Source organism: Pseudodesulfovibrio thermohalotolerans (assembly GCF_021353295.2).
Classification (GTDB): Bacteria; Desulfobacterota; Desulfovibrionia; order Desulfovibrionales; family Desulfovibrionaceae; genus Pseudodesulfovibrio; species Pseudodesulfovibrio thermohalotolerans.
Genome location: NZ_CP120635.1, coordinates 763,313 through 783,793 on the forward strand (window position 1 = coordinate 763,313; position 20,481 = coordinate 783,793).

At 63.0% G+C, this 20,481-nt stretch carries 20 protein-coding genes; 11 read left to right on the forward strand and 9 right to left on the reverse strand.

Annotated features, from left to right (window positions below):
- Nucleotides 1-3: 3 nt before the first annotated feature.
- From LF599_RS03490 to LF599_RS03500, 3 genes are read right to left on the reverse strand one after another with little or no spacing between them, the layout of a single operon-like run.
- Nucleotides 4-759, reverse strand: a complete 756-nt coding sequence (locus tag LF599_RS03490; RefSeq protein ID WP_279522305.1) for an ABC transporter ATP-binding protein — start codon at nucleotides 757-759, stop codon at nucleotides 4-6.
- Entirely contained in the window at nucleotides 756-1,826 is a 1,071-nt protein-coding gene (locus LF599_RS03495; protein ID WP_279522306.1) for a FecCD family ABC transporter permease, read from the reverse strand. The genes LF599_RS03490 and LF599_RS03495 overlap by 4 nt, the downstream gene beginning before the upstream one ends.
- Before the next feature lies 1 nt (nucleotide 1,827).
- Complete coding sequence (locus LF599_RS03500; protein WP_279522307.1) at nucleotides 1,828-2,931, reverse strand: iron ABC transporter substrate-binding protein; 1,104 nt, start codon at nucleotides 2,929-2,931, stop codon at nucleotides 1,828-1,830.
- Between the two features lie 434 nt (nucleotides 2,932-3,365).
- Here LF599_RS03500 and ispG point away from each other — a divergent pair, with 434 nt between their 5' ends.
- The 10 genes from ispG to LF599_RS03550 all read left to right on the forward strand — a co-directional run bounded on the left by ispG (nucleotide 3,366) and on the right by LF599_RS03550 (nucleotide 14,757).
- On the forward strand, nucleotides 3,366-4,436 hold the full coding sequence (gene ispG, locus LF599_RS03505; protein WP_269941796.1) for a flavodoxin-dependent (E)-4-hydroxy-3-methylbut-2-enyl-diphosphate synthase: 1,071 nt from the start codon (nucleotides 3,366-3,368) through the stop codon (nucleotides 4,434-4,436).
- Between the two features lie 3 nt (nucleotides 4,437-4,439).
- Entirely contained in the window at nucleotides 4,440-6,182 is a 1,743-nt protein-coding gene (locus LF599_RS03510; RefSeq protein WP_279522308.1) for a proline--tRNA ligase, read from the forward strand.
- 395 nt (nucleotides 6,183-6,577) lie between these two features.
- Nucleotides 6,578-7,189 carry a LysE family translocator gene (locus tag LF599_RS03515; RefSeq protein WP_279522309.1) on the forward strand — a complete coding sequence of 204 codons (612 nt, stop codon included), beginning with the start codon at nucleotides 6,578-6,580 and terminating at the stop codon, nucleotides 7,187-7,189.
- A gap of 100 nt (nucleotides 7,190-7,289) precedes the next feature.
- On the forward strand, nucleotides 7,290-8,780 hold the full coding sequence (gene xseA / locus LF599_RS03520) for an exodeoxyribonuclease VII large subunit (RefSeq protein ID WP_279522310.1): 1,491 nt from the start codon (nucleotides 7,290-7,292) through the stop codon (nucleotides 8,778-8,780).
- Between the two features lie 6 nt (nucleotides 8,781-8,786).
- Entirely contained in the window at nucleotides 8,787-10,007 is a 1,221-nt protein-coding gene (locus LF599_RS03525) for a M23 family metallopeptidase (protein ID WP_279522311.1), read from the forward strand.
- 119 nt (nucleotides 10,008-10,126) lie between these two features.
- A complete protein-coding gene (locus LF599_RS03530) occupies nucleotides 10,127-10,939 on the forward strand; it encodes a M23 family metallopeptidase (protein WP_279522312.1) in 813 nt (270 codons plus the stop codon).
- Between the two features lie 36 nt (nucleotides 10,940-10,975).
- Complete coding sequence (xseB, locus tag LF599_RS03535) at nucleotides 10,976-11,218, forward strand: exodeoxyribonuclease VII small subunit (RefSeq protein WP_269941791.1); 243 nt, start codon at nucleotides 10,976-10,978, stop codon at nucleotides 11,216-11,218.
- On the forward strand, nucleotides 11,215-12,108 hold the full coding sequence (locus LF599_RS03540) for a polyprenyl synthetase family protein (protein ID WP_279522313.1): 894 nt from the start codon (nucleotides 11,215-11,217) through the stop codon (nucleotides 12,106-12,108). Before xseB ends, LF599_RS03540 begins: the two co-directional genes overlap by 4 nt.
- Nucleotides 12,109-12,129: 21 nt before the next feature.
- A complete protein-coding gene (gene dxs / locus LF599_RS03545) occupies nucleotides 12,130-14,028 on the forward strand; it encodes a 1-deoxy-D-xylulose-5-phosphate synthase (RefSeq protein WP_279522314.1) in 1,899 nt (632 codons plus the stop codon).
- A gap of 219 nt (nucleotides 14,029-14,247) precedes the next feature.
- The gene (locus LF599_RS03550) at nucleotides 14,248-14,757 is read left to right on the forward strand and encodes a class I SAM-dependent methyltransferase (RefSeq protein WP_279523075.1); all 510 of its coding nucleotides are present in this window, start codon (nucleotides 14,248-14,250) and stop codon (nucleotides 14,755-14,757) included.
- A gap of 183 nt (nucleotides 14,758-14,940) precedes the next feature.
- On the opposite strand, the gene LF599_RS03555 is transcribed toward LF599_RS03550, so the two are convergent.
- Nucleotides 14,941-15,429, reverse strand: a complete 489-nt coding sequence (locus tag LF599_RS03555; RefSeq protein ID WP_279522315.1) for a YchJ family protein — start codon at nucleotides 15,427-15,429, stop codon at nucleotides 14,941-14,943.
- A 104-nt stretch (nucleotides 15,430-15,533) separates the two neighbouring features.
- Here LF599_RS03555 and arfB point away from each other — a divergent pair, with 104 nt between their 5' ends.
- On the forward strand, nucleotides 15,534-15,962 hold the full coding sequence (arfB, locus tag LF599_RS03560) for an alternative ribosome rescue aminoacyl-tRNA hydrolase ArfB (protein WP_269941786.1): 429 nt from the start codon (nucleotides 15,534-15,536) through the stop codon (nucleotides 15,960-15,962).
- Here arfB and LF599_RS03565 read toward each other — a convergent pair.
- The 5 genes from LF599_RS03565 to LF599_RS03585 form a co-directional block, all read right to left on the reverse strand.
- Nucleotides 15,959-16,951, reverse strand: a complete 993-nt coding sequence (locus LF599_RS03565; RefSeq protein ID WP_279522316.1) for a glycosyltransferase — start codon at nucleotides 16,949-16,951, stop codon at nucleotides 15,959-15,961. The two genes, arfB and LF599_RS03565, sit on opposite strands and share 4 nt — an antisense overlap.
- Before the next feature lie 3 nt (nucleotides 16,952-16,954).
- A complete protein-coding gene (locus LF599_RS03570) occupies nucleotides 16,955-18,169 on the reverse strand; it encodes a methyltransferase domain-containing protein (RefSeq protein WP_279522317.1) in 1,215 nt (404 codons plus the stop codon).
- Between the two features lie 143 nt (nucleotides 18,170-18,312).
- Nucleotides 18,313-18,927, reverse strand: coding sequence for a 3'-5' exonuclease (locus LF599_RS03575; protein WP_269941781.1), 615 nt, complete (start codon nucleotides 18,925-18,927; stop codon nucleotides 18,313-18,315).
- A gap of 112 nt (nucleotides 18,928-19,039) precedes the next feature.
- A complete protein-coding gene (locus tag LF599_RS03580) occupies nucleotides 19,040-19,699 on the reverse strand; it encodes a hypothetical protein (protein ID WP_279522318.1) in 660 nt (219 codons plus the stop codon).
- Between the two features lie 17 nt (nucleotides 19,700-19,716).
- The gene (locus LF599_RS03585) at nucleotides 19,717-20,463 is read right to left on the reverse strand and encodes a hypothetical protein (RefSeq protein WP_279522319.1); all 747 of its coding nucleotides are present in this window, start codon (nucleotides 20,461-20,463) and stop codon (nucleotides 19,717-19,719) included.
- Nucleotides 20,464-20,481 lie beyond the last annotated feature (18 nt).

Here is a 20,481-nt window from a genome sequence, read left to right on the forward strand (position 1 = left end):
GTTCTATACGGCAGGGATTACCAGCGGGTGTCCCTGAACGGTGTGGATGTGGACGGGCAACCCGTAGACTTGCTCGACCACCTCGGAGGTGACTTCGCAGGCCGGGCCGGTGGAGTGGATGCGCCCGTCCTTGAGGAACAGGACCTTGTCTGCGTAGCGCAGGGCCGTGTTCAGGTCGTGCATGGTCATGACGGCTCCGATTCGGTGCTCGTCCACCACCCGCCGGAGCATGGTCAGGATGTCCACCTGGCTCTTGAGGTCCAGGCTGGAGGTGGGTTCGTCCAGGAGCATGAGACGCGGTTCCTGGACCAGTGCGCGGGCGATGGCGACCTTTTGCAGCTCGCCGCCGGAAAGTTGGTCGATGTGACGCAGGGCCAGATGGGCCATGTGCAGCCTTTTCAGGGCGGAATCCACGATCTTGAGGTCGTTCTCGCCGACGCGCCAGACGATGTGGGGCTTTCGGCCCATGAGCACGGCGTCGAACACGGTCAGGCGAGCGGTCTCGTTGCGTTGCGCCACGTAGCCGATGCCGAGGGCTATTTCACTCGGCCGCATACGGAGCACGTCGCGGTCTTCGACCAGGACCTTGCCGGCGCAGGGGGAATGGATGGCGTTGATGCATTTGAGGAGGGTGGTCTTGCCCACGCCGTTGGGGCCGAGAATGGCCATGAGTTCGCCCCCTTCGATGTTGAAATTCACATCGTGGAGGACCTTGTGTCCGTTGTAGGCGAAGTCGAGGTCGGTGACGGAGAGGATCATCGCCGTTGCCCCCTTATTATGAGGAAAATGAAGACAGGCGCTCCCAGGAAGGCGGTCAGGACCGAGACCGGCAGCATGTGCGGGGCGAGGATCAGCCGGGCGGCAGTGTCCGACGCGAGCAGGAGCAGCCCGCCAGCCAGGATGGAGCCCGGCAACAGGAAGCGGTGGTCCGAGCCGATGATCCGCCGGACCATGTGCGGAACCACGAGACCGACGAAGCCGATGATGCCGAGGAAAGCGATGATGACCGCCGTGAGCATGGAGGCGAGCATCATGCCGATCAGCCGGACGCGGTCCACGCGCACGCCGAGTCCCTTGGCGGTCTCGTCGCCCGCGTCGATGGCGTTGTAGTTCCAGCCGTTGGCCAGGAAGTAGAGGGATGTGACCACGGTGACGGCGGTCATGACGCCCAGTTCGGACCAGGATGCCCGGGCCGTGTCGCCGAAGGTCCAGAAGACCATGGCCGCCAACTGCACGTCGTCGGCGAAGAATTGCAGGAACATGGTCCCGGCGGTGAACAGCGCGCCCAGGGCCACGCCGGTCAGGATCATGACTTCGGGCGTGGACCCGCGCAGCCTCGACACGGCCACGATGACGCCCGCGGCGGCCAGGCTGAAGAGGAAGGCCACGGCCGTGGTCAGGTACGGATTGGTGATGTTCACGGCGTCCGCATTGGTGGAGGCCATGATTCCGCCGCCCAAGATCATAACAGAGAAGGCCGCGCCGAATGCGGCCGCGTGGGAGATGCCCAGGGTGAAGGGCGAGCCGAGCGGGTTGCGCAGGATGGACTGCATGACCGCACCCGCCACGGACAGGCCCGCGCCCGCCACGATGGCGGACAGGGCCTGGGGCAGGCGGATGTTCCAGATGATGACGTCGTACCGTTTGGAGACGGCCCAACCCATGAGGGTCCGGCCAACGTCCGCAATGGGGATGTGCGCCGCGCCCATGGAGACGGACACCACCAGGCCGAGGGCGAGCAACCCGCCCGCCAGGCAGATCAGGGTCAGCTTGACGCCGATGTAGTGCCGGTACTCGGCAGGGACCTGTCCGTCGGAGAAGTGCATGTCAGTTCACCGGCACGGGCTTGTAGGCCAATCCCTTGAACTGGGCGTTCATGTCCTTGAAGACCGGCTTGCCCACGAGGAACGTGTAGATTTCGTCCGCCTTGGCCTGCGGGTCCACGTCGGTGAATCGTTCTGGGTAGAGGACTTTGCCGATGAAATAGGCGTTGGCCAGGATGGAGCCAAAGTTCTGGGTGTACCAGTTGTACGGCAACAGCCCGTACACCTGGCCTTCCTTTACGGCGGTCAACATGCGGTAGGCCGGGTCGGTGCGCAGTTCGTATAGACCGCCCGCGCCGTCGCCCATTTGCAGGGTGGCCAGGTCCAGGAAGAGGACGTTCGGGTCCCATTCCACGATCTTTTCCTTGGCGATGTCCGACTGGTTGAGGCTCTTGCCCGCTTTTCCCGCCTCATAAGCCAGATTGATCGCGTTGATGAAGGTGAACGGCGGATAGGCGGGTTCAGTGGACTGGAATCCGTGGGGGCCGCGGAAGGCCACGCCGCCCACGTAGACCGTGGACCGCTCCTGCCCCGGCATGTCGCCGGTCCGGCGGCTCAGGTCCGCGATCAGTCCTTCCATGTAGTTGATGATGTCCTCGGCGCGCTGCTCCCTGCCCATGACCTTGGCCATGATGCGCAGGCTCTTGTACATCTCGGGCCTGTTCGCGCCCAGGTCGCCGTAGTTGAGGACCACCACCGGGATGCCGGTCTTGTCCTGGAGCTCCTGGGGATCATGGCCCATGGCCGAGTAGGTCTTGAGGATGACCTGGGGCTGGCGTTCCAGGGTGAGGATGAGTTCGGGGTTGTCGTGCCCCCGGAACTGCCCGAAGATGGGCATCTCCTTGAATTGCGGGTTGGCGATGGCGTAGGGGCGGGCGTCGAATTTGCGGCGGCGCGCCTCGATGTCGTCCACGGCCACGGCGTGGTCCTGCGCCTGTAGATAGGTCAGGAGACGCAGACAGCCGGAGCCGGAACAGATAACATGGTCCACCTTGTCCGGAATCTCGTTGTTCCTGCCGGTGGAGTCGGTCAGGGTGCGGGCCGCTCCGTCCATGGGAACGGTCAGGAAAAGCAGCAAAAAGGCGTAGACAAGATGAATTTTTCTCATTTGAGCACCTTCGATGACATAAAAAAAATTGAATGCAACTATAAAATTGCTACGAAATATGAAAATGTAACACTATGCCGTTCCTAAATAAAAGGGACAATCTCGTCAAGAGGAAAAGGAAAACGGACTGTTGCGATTGGGTATCCGTTTGAAAAAAGGCGAAGTCGGCTGTTTCGATGGGCAATGTTGATAGAACCGATTGTTGAGGGGGGGCACAACAACCGTGTTACCCGGCGGGGTGGGAATATACACGGTGAGCGGCGTACAAGGAAGGAAGGCGATGGGGCGGCCCGTTCACGCCGCAACGGGATGGGGTTTTTTTCGCAAATGGTTCTGGCTCCTTGACCCGGTCCGCCGTCCGGTTGAAAGCCCCTGCTTTTGCCCCTTGCGGGCTCTTGGCTTGACCGGGGAAATTGCGTAACGTGCCAATCCTTATGCAACGCAAGCAGACAAGAGTCGTGAATATCGGCGGCGTGGGCATCGGCGGGGACAACCCTGTCCGGGTTCAGTCCATGTGCAATACGGACACGCGCGACGTCCCGGCCACGGTGGCTCAGATCAACCAATTGGCCGAGGCGGGGTGCGAGATCGTGCGCCTGGCCGTGCCCGATGAGACGGCGGCCGCCAAGCTCGGAACCATCCGCGCCCAATCCCCGGTGCCGCTCATCGCGGACATTCATTTCGATCACCGGCTGGCATTGGCCGCGTTGGATGCGGGGTTCGACGGCCTGCGCATCAACCCGGGCAACATCGGGGACGAGGCCAAGGTGGACGCCGTGGTTCGGGCGGCCAAGGCGTGCTCCACGCCCATTCGCATCGGCGTCAACGGCGGCTCCCTGGAAAAGGACCTGCTCAAGACCTATGGCGGACCGACGCCCGAGGCCATGGTCGAGTCCGGCCTGCGCCACGTGCGTATGCTTGAGGCGCGCGGCTTCCACGACATCAAGATTTCCCTCAAGACCTCGTCGGTCCTCAAGACCATCGCGGCCTATCGGCTCATGTCGGAGCAGGTGGATTATCCCCTGCACATCGGCATCACCGAGGCGGGCACGCTCGTGCGCGGCGCGGTCAAGTCCTCCGTGGGGCTCGGCATTCTGCTGTTTGAAGGCATCGGCGACACCATGCGCGTGTCCCTGACCCACGATCCCGTGGCCGAAATCGGCGTGGCCTACGAGATCTTGCGCAGCTTGGGCTTGCGGGAACGCGGCCCTGAGATTATATCCTGCCCCACCTGCGGGCGAACCGAGATCGGGCTCATCGATCTGGCCGAGCAGGTGGAGGCGGCCCTGCGCGGCGTGGAGGAGGTCTTCACCGTGGCCGTCATGGGTTGCGTGGTCAACGGGCCGGGCGAGGCCCGCGAGGCCGACATCGGCATTGCCGGAGGCCGTGACCTGGGTATCATCTTCCGCAAGGGCGAAGTGGTCCGCAAGGTCAAGGGCAACGCCAACCTGCTGCCCGAATTCATGAAAGAAATCGAAAAATTCCTGGAAGAAAGGAGAAGTTAATAGATGCGTCTTTCCCGCTATTACATCCCGACCCTGAAGGAGGACCCGGCCGACGCCGAGGTTGTCTCCCATAAGCTCCTGATGCGCGCGGGCATGATCCGCAAGCTGACCAGCGGCATTTACAACTACCTGCCGCTCGGCCTGCGCGCCATCAACAAGGTCGCGGACATCATCCGCGAGGAGATGGACCGCGCGGGCGCGCTCGAAGTGCTGCTGCCCACTGTCCAGCCCGCCGACCTGTGGAAGGAGACCGGCCGTTGGGACTACTACGGCAAGGAACTGCTCCGCTTCAAGGACCGCAGCGACCGCGACTACTGCCTCGGACCCACCCACGAAGAGATCATGACCGACTTGGTGCGCGGGGAGATCAAGTCCTACAAGCAGCTTCCCATCAATCTCTATCAGGTCCAGACCAAGTTCCGCGACGAGATTCGTCCCCGGTTCGGGCTCATGCGCGGCCGCGAGTTCATCATGAAGGACGCCTACTCCTTCGACAAGGACGAGGCGGGCGCGGAAAAGTCCTACTGGGATATGTTCAACGCCTACAAGAAGGCCTTCTCCCGCATCGGCCTGCGCTTCAAGCCGGTTCAGGCTGATTCCGGGGCCATCGGCGGCGATTTTTCCCATGAATTCATGGTCCTGGCCGAGACCGGCGAGGACACTATCGCTTCCTGTCTTTCCTGCGACTTCGGGGCCAACCTCGAAAAGGCCAAGGTCAACGCGCCCCAGGGTGCGCCTGCCGACGAGTCGGCTGTGCCGCCCATGGAAGAGGTCGCCACCCCCGGCGCGCACACCGTCGAGGAGGTCTGCGGCTTCCTGGGCATCACCGCCGACAAGCTCGTCAAGACCCTGCTCTTCGTCGTGGACGGCAAGCCCGTTGCCGGGCTGGTTCGCGGCGACCGCGAGCTGAACGACGTCAAGCTGCGCAACCTGGTGGGCGGCAACGAGATCGAGCTGGCCGACGAGGCGTTGGTCCGCAAACTGACCAATGCCCCGGTAGGCTTCGCCGGTCCTGCCGGACTGGACAAGGACGTGCCCATTTATGCCGACCATGAGTTGCTCTCCGCCACAGACTGGGTGGCCGGGGCCAACAAGGGCGACACCCATGTTCGCCACCTTGCCCTGAACCGCGACTGCGACATCGTCAAGTTCGCCGATCTGCGCGTCATCGAGCCCACCGACCCCTGTCCGGAGTGCGGCGGCGCGATCGAGTTCACCAAGGGCATCGAGGTGGGCCACGTATTCAAGCTCGGCCTCAAGTATTCCGAAAAGATGGAAGCCACCTTCCTCGACGAGAACGGCAAGTCCCAATATATGATTATGGGCTGCTACGGCATCGGCGTTTCCCGCATCGTGGCCTCGGCCATCGAGCAGAACTTCGATGACAACGGCTGCTGTTTCCCGCCCTCCATCGCGCCCTTCGAGGTCTGTCTTATCTCCCTCGGCGGAAAGGATCAGGACGTGGCCGACAAGGCCGAGGAACTCTACGCCCAACTTACGGGCATGGGTGTGGACGTCGCCTTCGACGACCGCAAGGAGCGGCCGGGCGTCAAGTTCGCCGAAGCCGATCTCATCGGCTACCCCATGCAGCTCGTGCTCGGCGGCAAGGGTCTCAAGAACGGCATCATTGAGGCCAAGGACCGCAAGACCGGCGAAAAGATCGAGCTGCCTCTCGATACCTTTGCCGAGTCCTTCGCCGAATGGCGCAACCAGATCTGGAATAACTGGGGTCTGCAAACTCCGTAGATTCCGCTTGCTCATTGATATCCAAAACCCCTGGCGCGGAATTCGCACCGGGGGTTTTTTTGTGCCTCCGGCGGCCGGGGGAAGAGGAAGGAAAAACCTTTCGGTGAAAGGTTCTTTCCTTCCTCTTCCCCGGACCCCCATCTCCATCCTTTTCCAAAGCTTTTTATGCCGCTTCGCGGGGGGCGTCTCATCGTTGTCGAAACAAGGCCCTGGTATTCGCAGAGCCTTGCCGAAGGCACATAAAAAGTTTTGAAAGGGGGTCCAGGGGGGAAACTTTCTCAAAAGTTTCCCCCCTGGCCGCCGGAGGCACACCAAGTCCCGCGCTTTCCGGTTGAAGCGTGGAGTGGTGGGTGGTAGGTTTTGGTCGGCCGGAAAACTCATACGGGAGGGAGACCATGACAATCGAGAGCGGCATTGCGTTGGCGCTGGCAACGTTGGTCTTCGCGTGCATTCCGGGGCCGGGCGTTTCGGCCGTGGTGGCGCAGTCCTTGGCGCGTGGTTTCAAGGCGGGCGGCGCGTTCACGGCCGGGTTGGTTTTGGGCGACGTGTGCTATTTGCTGACGGCATTGTTCGGCATGGGGTGGGTCGCCTCGCAGATCGGGCCGTATTTTGTGTTCCTCAAGTGGGCGGGCGCGGCCTATCTGGTGTATATGGGCGTGAATTGCTGGCTGGCGAAGCCCGATTTTTCAGCCGCCTCGCGCGACCTGCCGGTCCGTCCGGGCCGGAGTTTTCTGGCCGGGCTGTGCGTGACCCTGGGCAACCCCAAGGCCATCGCCTTTTACTGCGGGTTCCTGCCCGGCTTCGTGGACATGCGGGCCCTGACCGTCACGGACGCAACTCTGGTCATGGCCATCATTGTTCCGATTATCGGCACGGTCCCTCTCGTGTACGCCTGGCTTGCCTCGCGCGGACGCCACGCCGTCCGTTCCACCCTGTTGTGGAGGGGTATGAACCGCACCGCTGGCACCGTCATGATCGGGGCTGGAGCGGCCATCGCTTCGGATTAAAAGAGAATTCAACAAAACAACCATCCCCCCGCTTGAAAACAGCGAAGCGCACTGAAAAGTTTGGGAAAAGGTGGGGATGGGGGGCCGCCGGAGGCACTTTTTGTCCAACATACTGACCGTTTCCGAACTGACCAAATCGGTCAAAGCCCTGCTGGAGGCCGAGTTCCCGTTCGTATGGGTGCGGGGGCAGGTGTCGAACCTGGCGCGCCCCGCGTCCGGACACGTGTATTTCACGCTGACCGACGGCGATGCGGCCCTGTCCGTGGTCTGGTTCCGGTCGTCGCAGCGGTCGGCGGCGCCCGTGAAAAAGGGCGGCGACATGGTCAACCCGCTGACCGGGGAGATCGAGGAGTCGTCCGGCGGCACGGCGTTGACCGGCAGCGGGATCGAGGACGGCATGGAGGTGCTCTGCGCCGGGCGGTTGAACGTGTACGAGCCGCGCGGGCAGTATCAACTGGTGGCCGAACTGGTCCAGGCGCAGGGCGTGGGCGATTTGGCCGTCGCGTTCGAGGCGTTGAAGAAGAAGTTGGCGGCCAAGGGGTATTTCGACGAGGACCGGAAACTGGAGTTGCCGAGGAATCCCCGGCGGGTTGCGGTCATCACTTCGAAGTCCGGGGCGGCCATCCGGGATTTTCTGCGCATCGCGGACACGCGCGGCACCGGGGCGGAGATACGCATTTATCCGGTGCTGGTGCAGGGCGACCGCGCGCCCGCGCAGATCGCGGCCGCGCTCGATCTGGTGGATGAGGAGTCCTGGGCCGAGACGGTCGCGCTCATTCGCGGCGGCGGATCGTTGGAGGATTTGTGGGCTTTCAATACTGAGGAAGTGGCGGACGCCATCTTCCGGGCGCGGCTGCCGGTCGTGACCGGCGTGGGCCATGAGCCGGATGTGTCCATCGCGGATTTCGTGGCCGACAAGCGGGCGGCCACCCCTAGCCACGCGGCCCAGGAGTTGTGGCCCAGGCGGGAGACTCTGGCGCAGAGAGTGGACGCGCTGGACCTGAGCCTGGGCCGGGCCTATGCGGGATGGCTCGCGGGCAAGGAAGGCGCTTTCGAGCATATGCGCAAGGCGCTGGTCTGGCTGTCACCCGTGCGGCGGCTGGAGCGCATGGAGGACAGGTTTTCGGCGTTGATGGCCAGGCTCGAAGGGGCTGGATTGGATCACTTTTTCGGGTGCGCGGAACGGGCCGTGCGTACGGCCGAGGGACTGGGGCGGGCCTACGGGCCGCAGCGGCCAGCCGGGCTGGGACGCGAGGTTGCCGGGTTGGCGCACCGTCTGAACCGGGCCTTTGGGCCGCAGCGCGTGGACGGCATGGCCGTGGAAATGTCCGGTCTCGGGCGGCGTCTGGACAAGGGGGGACGGGATGCGTCCGAGGGCGCGGCGCAACGGCTGGCCGTATTGGAAACGGCCTTGCGCGGGCTTGATCCGGAAGGGCCGCTCGAACGGGGCTACGCCTTGGTGCGGGTGGCCGGAACCGGCGAATTTTTATGTGACCCGAGAAGGGTGACGAAGGGCGATGCTCTTGATATCACGGTACGTGAAGGCCGCGTGGCGGCCATTGTGACGGACTCCCGACCAAATGAGGAATAGAGGTTTATGCGACGGTTTTTTCTGATTGTGTTTCTGACGGCCCTGCTGGGCCTCCCCTTGAACTCCCTGGCCCAGGATTCGTCCTTCGGGCTTGAAGAGGGCGATGGGCCCTCTCTGCTTACCGCGGCCAACACCCAGGCCCAGCCCGTTCAGGCAGCTCCGGCTCCGGCCGCTCCTGCTGTGACGGCTCCGGCTCAGGCCACTCCCGATCCTGTCGAGGCCGAGCCTGCTCAAGCCGCTCCGGCTTTGGATCAGGTTTCGCCGCCCCCGGCAGTGGTCGAGCCAGCTCCGGCCGAAGTCGGGTCCGCCCCGACAGCGGACGTTTCGGTTCCTGCCGCGACCGCTCCTGTTCAGGCCGTGGCCGGGTCCGCTCCTGACTCGGTTGAACCCGTCCAGGTCAAGCCCGTTCCGGCCCTGGTGCTGGCCGCGCCGCGCAAGGCGGGCGTGGGCAAGCCGTTCCTGGTTCGGCTGACTTCGGACCTGCCGATGGAGTCGGTGCTGATCCGTTGGCAGGGGCGCGAGGTGGTTCCGTCCATTTCCGTCTGGAACGACCGGCATGTGGCTTTGGCCATGCTCGGCACGGATGTTCTCACCGAGCGTCCGGGCAAGGAGGAACTGGTGGTCGTCGCCTCGGTGGCTGGCAAGGAAAACACCTTGCGCCGTACAGTGCGCATCGCCCCGGAGGATTATCCGAAGCAGGAACTGACTCTGCCGGAAAAGATGGTTTCTCCGCCCAAGGAAGTTCACGACCGCATCGCGGCCGAGCGCAGCCGGACCACGGCGGCGAAAGATACGGTCTCGGCCCGGCGCATGTGGCGTCTGCCCCTGGAAAGGCCCGTGCAGGGTAAAATTCTGAGTGTCTACGGGGCGCAGCGCATCCTCAACGGCAAGCCAAAGAACCCGCACCGGGGGCTGGATTTCCGCTCCCCCATGGGTAACCCGGTCAAGTGCGTGGACAGCGGCCGCGTCATCCTGGTGGGCGACCACTATTACGCGGGCAATTCGGTCTATGTGGATCACGGCAACGGAGTGGTGTCCATGTACTTTCACCTGTCCGAGCCCACGGTCAAGGAAGGCGACGAAGTCAGGCGCGGCCAGACCATCGGCCTCACCGGCATGACCGGAAGGGCCACCGGGCCCCATCTGCACTTTTCGCTGTCGGTTCAGGGGGATCTGGTCGATCCGGCGCCCCTGTTCACCTCGACCGCCGATAAGTTGTTGCGATAATAATGAGTTGATTGATTCCAATGCGTTGCAATCGATCGTATAAACGGCAGGGACCGGTAGGTCCCTGTCTTGTTTTTCTTGTCTGCCTGATGATGTCGATTCCGGCCCTGGCCGGAGACATGGTCGACGTTCAGGCCCCGGCGTCGGTGGGCACGGGCAAGCCCTTCCTGGTGCGCATCGGCACCTGGTACCCTTTGGAGGACCTGGAGGTGCGCTGGGACGGGAAGAGCGTGCGTCCCGCCGTGACGCCGCGTGGAGAGAGGTCCGAGGCCGTGGTGTTGCTCGGAACGGACTATCGCGGTGAGGCCGGGCCCCGCAGGCTGGAGGTCGTGGCGCATATCTGGGGCCACGAGCGGCGGTTTGTCCGCTCCATCGAGGTGACGGAATCCGAGTGGGGCACCGAGACCCTGTCCGTACCGCCCAAAATGGTCCGTCCGCCCGCATCCGAGCTGGCCCGTATCGATAGGGAACGGAAGACGCTCGCAGCCGCCCTGGCCGTGATCTCTCCCGAGCGGCATTGGAGCCTGCCCTTCACCCGTCCCGTGAAGGGCAAGATGCTCAGTCGGTTCGGCTTGTATCGGACCTTCAACGGCAATGTGGCGGCGCGGCACACCGGCCTGGACTTCCGGGCCTGGCTCGGCACGCCCATTCATGCCGTGGCCGCCGGGAGAGTTGTTCTTGTCGACGGCTTTTACTATGCTGGCAACAGCGTCCTGATCGACCACGGGAACGGATTTTTCACCATGTCTTCCCATCTGTCGGAGACTGCCGTGAAGCCGGGGGACGTGGTCGAGGCCGGGCAGGTTCTCGGTCTGTCCGGAGCAACCGGGCGGGTCACGGGCGCGCATCTGCATCTGGCCGCGTTCGTGTGCGGAGAAGTGGTCGATCCGGAGGTTTTATTTCAAAAGTCTTTTTGCAACATATTTGAATGATAGAGAATTGATTAATAAAGCCGAGGGAGGTACCCCGTGGCGAACGATACATTCGAAGACCGGCTGGAGCGGCTCAAGCTCGTAGTGGAAAAGCTGGAACGCGGCGATCTGCCCCTGGAAGAGGGCGTGGCCCTCTACAAGGAGGGGCTGGAGCTCGTCAAGGCGTGCGGCAGACAGTTGGAGACCGCCCGGAACGAGGTCAAACTCGTGTCCGAGGGGCTGGTCCGGGAATTCGACGCCCTTGAGGCTCTGAACTCGGAAACGGAGGACGAATTGTGACGTTCAAGGATGAGCTGGGCCGCCGCGCGGCCGAGGTGGAGGAATATCTCGTCACCTGCCTGCGAGGCAGGGGCACACCGGCGCGACTGCTTGAATCCATGGAATATTCCCTGCTGGCGGGCGGCAAACGGCTGCGGCCCGTGCTGGTCCTGGCCTGGAACGGACTGCTCGGCGGCGAAACCGACAAGGCCATGCCTTTTGCCGCTTCGCTCGAATGCATTCACACCTATTCGCTGATCCATGACGATTTGCCGGCCATGGACGACGACGATCTGCGGCGCGGCAGGCCGTCCAACCACAAGCAGTTCGACGAGGCCACGGCCATCCTGGCGGGCGACGGGCTGCTGACCGAGGCTTTCGGGCTCATGTCCGCGGCGTCCATCTTCAAGGGACTGCCCGCCGACAGGGTTCTGCGGGCCATTCATGTCGTGGCCGGTGCGGCCGGAGCGGGCGGCATGGTCGGCGGCCAGGCCGTCGACATGGAGTTCACCGGGCGCACCGGAGTGCCCCTGGAAGAGCTCAAAACCATGCACGCCATGAAGACCGGGGCGCTTATCACCGCCTCCTGCGAGTGCGGAGCGATCCTGTCCGGCGCGGATGAGGCGGACATCGACAACGCCCGCCGGTTCGGGCGCAACATCGGCGTGGCTTTCCAGATCGTGGACGACATCCTCGACGTGGTCGGCGACACCGCCACCCTGGGCAAGCCCGTGGGCAGCGACGAAGCCATGGGCAAGTCCACCTACCCGGCTCTCATGGGGCTCGAAAAGAGCAAATCGTTGGCAAAGGACTACGTGGACGAGGCCTTGACCCATTTGTCCGGCTATTTCGGGAGCGAACAGGAGTTCCTCTGGCAATTGGCCAGATACATAGTGGACAGGGTTTATTGATTGAACTAGGATTTCGCTCCCATGATCAAAGACCCGAAACAAACGACTATTCTGTCGAAGATACGCAAGCCCGGCGACGTCCGTGACCTGGAAGGGGATCAGATGGCCACGCTTGCCCAGGAATTGCGTGACATCATCATCAGCCAGGTATCCGTCCACGGCGGCCACCTGGCCCCGTCGCTCGGCGTGATAGAGCTGACCCTGGCTCTTTTCCGTTCCTTCGACCTGGAACACGACAAGCTGATTTGGGACGTGGGCCATCAGGCCTACGCCCACAAGCTGCTCACCGGCAGGGTGGAGGAGTTTTCCACCCTGCGGCAGAAGGGCGGCATCAGCGGCTTTCCCCGCATGGCCGAGTCTCCCTACGACCACTTCGGCGTGGGTCACTCGTCCACGTCCATCTCTGCGGCGCTCGGCATGGCCATGGCCCGCGATCTCAAGGGCGAGGACCACGAAGTGGTGGCGGTCATCGGCGACGGCTCCCTGACGGCCGGGCTGGCCTTCGAGGGCCTGAACCAGGCCGGGGACCTGGGCCGCAAGATGGTCGTCGTCCTTAACGACAACGAGATGTCCATCTCCAAGAACGTGGGCGCGCTGTCGCAGTTCCTGAGCCGCAAGATGACCACTCCGTTCCTGCAACGGCTGAAATCCGACGTGGAAGGGTTGCTCGGGACCATTCCCAAGATCGGCGGCGATCTGGCGGTGTACGCCAAGCGGTACGGGGATTCGGTCAAATCCTTCTTCACCCCCGGCATTCTGTTCGAGGCGTTTCACTTCACCTACGTTGGCCCCATCGACGGCCACGACACGGCCACCATGGTCAAGGTCTTCGAAGAGGTGAAGAAGCTGAACAAGCCGGTGCTGGTTCATGTGATGACCAAGAAGGGCAAGGGGTACGAGCCCGCCGAGTCCGATCCGTCACACTATCACGGCGTGGGCGAGTTCATTCCCGAGACCGGCCTTGCCCGGAAGTTTTCCGGTTCCGGCCTGCCGTCCTACACCTCGATTTTCGGTTCCACCCTGTGTTCCCTCGCGGCCAAGGACGACAAGATCGTTGCCATCACCGCGGCCATGCCGGAGGGGACGGGTACGGAGTGTTTCCGCAAGAATTATCCGGACAGGTTCGTGGACGTAGGCATCTGCGAGCAGCACGCGGTGACGTTCGCCGCCGGACTGGCCACCGAGGGATACAAGCCCGCCGTTGCCATCTATTCGACCTTCATGCAGCGGGCCTTCGACCAGATCGTGCACGACGTCTGCCTACAGAATTTGAACGTGAATTTCTTCCTGGATCGGGGCGGCCTGGTCGGCGAAGACGGGGCCACGCACCACGGGGCCTTTGACATGAGCTTTTTGCGCGAGATCCCGAACCTGGTGGTCATGGCCCCCAAGGACGAGGCCGAACTGGCCCGGATGATGGTCACGGCCTTTGCCCATGAAGGCCCCTGCTCCATCCGCTACCCGCGCGGCACCGGAGTCGGAGCCAAGGTGTCGTCCGCCCCGAGCCCCATCGCCATCGGCCGGGGCGAGTTCATGCACGACGGGAGCGACGTCGCAGTCGTGACCATCGGCTCCCGCGTCTATCCGGCAGTGGAGGCGGCCATGGAGCTGGCCGAGGAAGGCCTGGACGTGGCGGTCTTCAATGCCCGTTTCGTCAAGCCGTTGCCTGAGGAGCAACTCCTGGAGCTGGCCGGGCGGTTTGATCGCTTCCTGCTGGTGGAGGAGAACGCCTTGGCGGGCGGCTTCGGTTCGGCGGTGCTCGAACTGTTCACCGCGCGTGAGGTCATGGACGGCAAACACATCAGGCAGCTCGGCATTCCGGACGAGTTCATCGAGCACGGCGCGCAAAAGGAACTGCGCCACATGCTCGACCTCGACAAGGACGGAATAAAGCGGGCGCTCAAGAAGCTCTGTGGATAGCGGTCATGGCCGCCCACGAAACGCTTCCGCCCGGTACCGGCCTCGTCACGAGGCTGGGCCGCTTTTGGCGCGGCGTTTCGACCCTGCGGTCCTGGATGGGGTTCGGCGGCATCATGCGGGGATTTCATATTCCGTATCGCTGGGCCGGGAGCCTCGCGCCTTTCACTGAAAACGACCGCTACGAATGGATTCAGGCCGCCTGGGACGCGGATCATCGAGATCGGGTCGGGCCATTCCACGCGGTTCATGGCCCGGGCCATCCGCGACGGGGAGCTTCCCACCCGTTTTTATTCCATTGATCCCGTGCCGAGGCGGGACATCGACCATCTTTGCCGCGAGGTCGTCCGCACCACCCTGGACAAGGCGGACCCCGCCGCGTTCGGCGAGTTGGGGGCGGGCGACATCCTGTTCTTCGACGGCAGCCACATCGCAATGCCCGGCACGGACGCGGACACCCTGTTCAATCGGATTCTGCCCGGCCTGGCGGCGGGGGTGTGGGTGCATGTCCACGACATCTTTTTACCGAACGGCTATCCGGATATCTGGGCGTGGCGCGGCTACAACGAACAGCTTCTGGCCGCCTCCCTGTTGGCGGGCGGCGAGCGGTTCAAGGTTCGCTTCGCCTCGGCCTACGTACGCCGCTGCATGGGGAAGGCCATCGAGAATTGGCCGATAATCGTCCCGGAGCAGGCCTTCGAATCCTCCCTCTGGCTCGAAAAAACGGCCTGATCGACCCGACAGCCCGACGCGTCGGGAGACGGCCACGCGGCCATGCGGGCGTTCAACACCGTTCGCAGGCAGACGCGGCAGTCATCGAAAACAGCGGAAGGAAAGGGCGGAGGAGGCAACGAAAAAGGGAAGGAAAAACCTTTCGCAAGGTTCAACCTTCCCTTTTCTCCGTCTGTGGCGCGACTAGCGGCCGCAGCACTTCTTGTATTTCTTGCCGGAACCGCAGGGACAGGGGTCGTTGCGGCCGATCTTGGGCTCCTTGCGGACGGGAGGCCCAGCGACCATCTGGCCGTCCACGTAGAGCCACTTGCCGTCCACGAAGTGGAACCGGCTCCGCTCGCGGTGCTTCTGGCTCTCGCCGTCGATGGCGTATTCGGCGGTGAACTCGACAATGCCGGCCTCGTCGCCTTCCTGACCCGCCCAGGTGTCATGGATGGTCAGGCCCAGCCATTCGGCTGTTTCGGCCCACTTGCGTACGGATTCGTCATCGTGGTCGTTGAGGGCCTCGGGCGCGAGGGTTTCCTTCAGATAATCGAGCTTCTTGAGCACGTAGGCGGTGTAGCGGGAGCGCATGAGCGCTTCGGCGGTGGGGGCCACGGCCTCGCCGGAAATATAGGGGACGCAGCACTTGGACTGTTCCAGGCCGGACCCGCAGGGGCATTCTTGGGACATGGGATACCTCGCTTGGTTTTTGGTCAGCGGATTGTAGAGAAAACCGTCCGGCTGTCAATGAGTAACCGCTTGCTCCTTGCCGCCGGGCATGGCAACCTGAGGTCATGCTTCCCATCACCGATACCGTTTCCATCCCCTGGAGCGAGCTTCGTTTCATCGCCTGCCGCAGTTCCGGCCCGGGCGGACAGCACGTCAACACCGCGGATACCCGCGTGACGCTGTTGTTCGATGTGGATAATTCTCCGAGCCTGACCGAACTGCAAAAGGTGGCCGTCAAGGGCAAGCTCAAGCGCCGCGTTGACAAGCGCGGGGTGCTCCAGGTGACCAGCCGGAAATTCCGCAGCCAGAAGACCAACAAGGATTCGGCCGTGGAGCGGTTTGTCGAGCTCATGCAGTGGGCGCTCGCGCCGGTGATTCCTCGCAAGGAGACCCGGGTGCCCAAGTCGGCCAAGCGCAGGCGGCTGGACCGCAAGAAACGCACGGCCCAGCGCAAGCGCGACCGCAGGCTGCCCGATTTCAACGGGGAGTATTAGCCCTTTCTCAGGGCGGCCTTCAGATAGCGTTCGCCCATTTCCATGCCCGCATAGGCCTCGGCCAGGTGCAGATAGATCACCTTCAGATATTTCGCGTGGATGTGTTTCGCGTCGGCCAGCCGTTTTCGCACTGCTTCCGCCGGGATGCCGTCCATGGCGGCGAGCAGGGTCCCGGCCCGGTGGTGCGCCCTGTGGGCGGCATCGATCTCGGCGTGCCCGGCGTGAGCGATGGCCTCCCGCCGTTCAGGGTCGGCCAGGAGTTCGCAGACGATGCGGACCAGTTCGTCCATGTCGTCGGGCGGGTAGGTGACCAGATGCACGCCGTCCTTGAAGAGCAGGGACTGGCCGTGGCCGATGTCGGGCGTGACCAGGCAGGAACCGGTGGCCAGGGCTTCGAAGACCCGGAAATTGAGGTCGCCCCGTTCGGCGATGTTCAGGACCACCCTCGCCTTGGGGAAAAGCTCGCCGAATTCGCCCTTGGCCACGTGAAGGTTGGGCAATCGGGCCTTGAGTTCCTTGAGGAATTCATATCGCACGGGCGTGGTCTCGGGGTTGACGTTGCCCACGAAGAGCAGGTCCCATTCCTTGGCCGGAGGCGGCTCGGGAGGCTGTTCGTCGCGCAGCGGATAGGGCGGCAGCCAGAGAATCCGGTCGTCCGCGAGCCGTTTTCGGAAACGGGGCATGTGATCGCGCAGTGACACGGCGACCATGTCGAATCCCTGGGCGTACATGGGGTACCAGGAGTGGATGTGCGAGTCGATGGCGTAAAAGGCCGTGGCGCAGGGGTAGGATTCCACGCTGATGAGCGGCGGCGGGATGGACCTGTCCGCGTAGAGGACGATGTCCGGTTCGCCGTGGCAACGGGCGACGATGTCTTCCCATTCCAGGGTGTCGGGCCCGGAAAGGGGAATGTTGATGATCTCGAAGCCTGCGTCCAGGGTATGCTGCGGCCGGAAATAGTAGCCGCCGATCCAGGCGATTCGCTTCACGGGCTATCCTTCCCGCCGGGCCATGTGCAGGATGCGTCGGGGACCGATGCATGACTGCTGGCGGTGGGACGGGAGGTTCCTTTTCAGCTTGAATCCCTGGCGCGTGGCCTCTGCGATGATGACCGGCAACTGGCTCTCGCCCACTTCGAGGATGCATTCGTTGCAGTGGGCGAACATGATCTCCGTGGTCAGTTCGAATTTACCCGTGCGGTGCAGGACGTTCAAGGCCAGGATGATGTCGTATTTCCGCTTCAACGGGGTGGTGATGTCGTAGACCATGAAGTGGCAGCCGGAACCCTTGGCCGAGGCCAGCCGGTTGGCCAGTTCGACGGCCCCCCGGTCCATGTCGAGCCCGACTCCGGCCGCGCCCATTTCCTCAGCCTTGAAGGTGTAGTAGCCGTGCATACAGCCGTAGTCGCACAGGGTCTTACCCGCGAAGTCCACGCCGAGTTTGAGGATGTTTTGCCAGGCCAGGCCGGATTGGGTGAAGCCGGGCACGAGCACGCGGCCACGGTATTCGATGGTCTGATAGAACGGGTTGAAGGAGTCCGCCTCGGCAATGGTCTTGAAGACCGCGCGGTCGGCTTGGGAGACACCCGGATGCGCGGCGTCGCGGTTTGCTTCGGCCCAACGGATGATGTCGTCGGTATCGGCGACCACCTCATAGCCGGGCAGGACTGGTTCGAGGGTCTCGCAGAACGGGGTCCCGGCCGGGAGGGGGCTGCCCGCGCGGAGAGCCTCCTTGGTCTTGCGCACCCGGCGCAGGGTGAATCGTTCCATGCGGATCTCGCGCGGCGGATTGAGGTAGAAAGGCTGGACGATGGTGAAGGGCGAGTAGATGTCGTCCAGGGCGTCAAGGAAGGCCTGGTGGATGTGCGCGTGGCTGACGCGGCATCCTTCGAGCACGATGTTTCCGTAGCGGAGCCCGCGTAGCTTGCGAATGAATATTCCCTTGAAATCCGTGTAGGTGGCTGGCTGGCGAACGGCCTCGATGTCCCCGCCGTAGCGGGCCGCGACCTCCGGGGTGAAGGCATCCAGGCGCAACAGGGAGTAGTTCAGATCCTGGGCCAGTTGCCTGGCTGCGAAACTCTTTCCCGCTGCAGGCGGCCCGGCAATGAGGATGACCTTGGGGCTGAAGCGGTAGATTCGTTCCGTTGCGGTTTGCTCGCCGGTCTGTTTGCTGACCGTGGCGGCTTGGGTGGCGCTCGGCTCTTTCATGGATACGTCCAATGTATTCAGATCGTTGAAGGCCGCAATGCAAGACGGCCCGTCAGGAATGCGGCAGGGAAAGGGCACGAATTGCCCGTTGCGGGAGAATTTGCACGATACATGCCAAGGACCGGCGGTCCCCGACGGAACGGCTAGGTCAGGCCGAGTTCTTCTAGGGCGAGGTACAGCTCGCGGCTGATCCAGGCGTCGGTGGCGGCGTAGAGGACCTGCTGCCGGGAGAGCTTCTCCTTGGCCCAGTTGGAGCACTGAGCGGACTTGGAGATGCGGAACCCGAGCAGATTGGCGGCCATGTTGCGCAGACCGTGGGTCTGGAGGTTGTATTTGGCCGTGATGGTGGAGAGGTCCACGAAACCGCTCGGTTTGAACCGGGTGTGTTTCTGCAACCCGAGAATATCGTCGCGCACGGCCACGCCGGTCTTGAGAATGCGCCGGTTGGCCAGGATCTCGCAGACCCCCTTGGCCAGTGGGAGGAGACCCAACTGGAATACGTATGCGCAATCGGCGGTGGCGAGTTGGAGGATGGAAGGCGGGCCGGGCTTTTTGCCCTTTCTGAAAACTGGCCGGGTCTCGGTGTCGAAGCCGAGCAGGGAGGAGTCTCGCATTCCCTCCAGGGCCTCTTCGAGATCGGCGTCGGTGCGGACGACCTTGATTTCCCCCTCATAGCGGCGAAGGGGCATGTCGTTGATCTCTGCCTTGGAAAAGGACCGAAGGTACTGTTGCGGAATGTCTAGGCTGTCCGTAGTCATTAATGTGCTTTGTGCGTTAGAAATTTTGAGGGATCGTTCTACATTCCCGCAAGTTCGTCAAGTACTAGGTTGCGCGCCCGACCGGAAGTTGCCGGTCGGGCGCGCGGTCGGGCTATTTATAGCGGTACAGGCCGCGGGAGCAGGGGGCACTGTTCTGGCGCCACCAGTACTGCCCGTTACAGGCGTCCGTGATCGGGGCCACGCTGTTCATGCCGTCGTACCGGGCCACGTTTTCCACGAACTGGCGTTGAGTTTCCTTTTCAATGGAGGCGATGGCGTCCGCCAGGGCGATTGAGCCGTCCTTGACTCCCGGCAGGACCTTGGCCATCTGGCTGGTGATGTACCGCTGCGACGGGTTGCTGTCCAGGAACCTGTCGAAGGCCTGGAGCGTGGCCTCCTTGTCGCCCTTTTTGCCTTGCGCCAGGGCGATGAACAGGGCGGCGTCCCATATCTTGTCTTTCTTGCCTTGGGCGTCGACGAGGGTTTTTATGCACAGGTCGTATTCTCCGGCGAAATACATGGCGATGCCCGCCTCCACCATGTTGGACTGGAATCTCATGGTGCGTAACGGCGGATCTTGGCGCAGGGCTTCGGCGTATGCCGTGGCCGAAGCCTTGAAGTGCTCGATGGCTTTTTCGTTGTAGCGCGTGACGTACAGCCGCCATGCGCGCTGGAAATTTCGGTCGCCTAGTGAGACGGGGTTCGCCTTTGCGGGCAGGGCCACAGCCAGTACCAGCAGGATGGCGATAGTGGCGGTCAGGATTTTGCGCATGGTTGAAACCTCCTTGTTCAGGACATGTAGGTCCTGGCTATGCGGAAGATGTCGTCGTAGGCCGTCTTGTTGCGGATGGCCAGGGCCATTTCCAGGGCCATGTCCATCTTGCGGCCCGTCTCGATCATGACGCGGTTCCGTATGGATTCGAGGTGGTTGGCCAGGAAATCGGCTTCGAAGTTGTCGATGGCCAGGGAGATGCCTTCGGAAAAGAATCGCGACCCGAGATGCGGGATGAAGCGGTCGAGGTTCTGCCGTCCTTCGCGCCGGGCGTACATGACGAAGAAGAGCAGCTTGACCAGCAGACGGTCGGCCTTGATCTTGTGGTCAACGGAAAGCAGGATGTCCAGGTCCACTCCCCGGGGCTTGATGGCGTCGAACATGGCCGAGGCCATGTCGAAGGCGCGGTCCTCGGTCATGAGCGGCTGGGCGAATTTGGAGTCCATCCGGACCAGGGTGACGCGCGGGTTCTCGCCCGAGGCGATGGCGTAGACGGCCTGTCGCATGAGATCGATCTTGATGCGATAATCGTCGACGAGGATGTCTTTTTTGGCCGCGGCCAACCGTCGCACCAGGGGAACGTCCAGCGCGGAGAAGACCGTTTCGAGCAGGTGCAGGATATAGGGCTCCGAGGCGGAGGCGATCTCCTCGTCCAGGATGTCGCGGCCCTTGCGCGCGTCCATGATCTTCTTGATGGACAGCCAATAGGCGGCCAGCCCTTCAACGGGCATTTCAAGTATGTCGAGTTCCTGTGGCTTCTGCATGGCGGTCCGCTTTGAGCT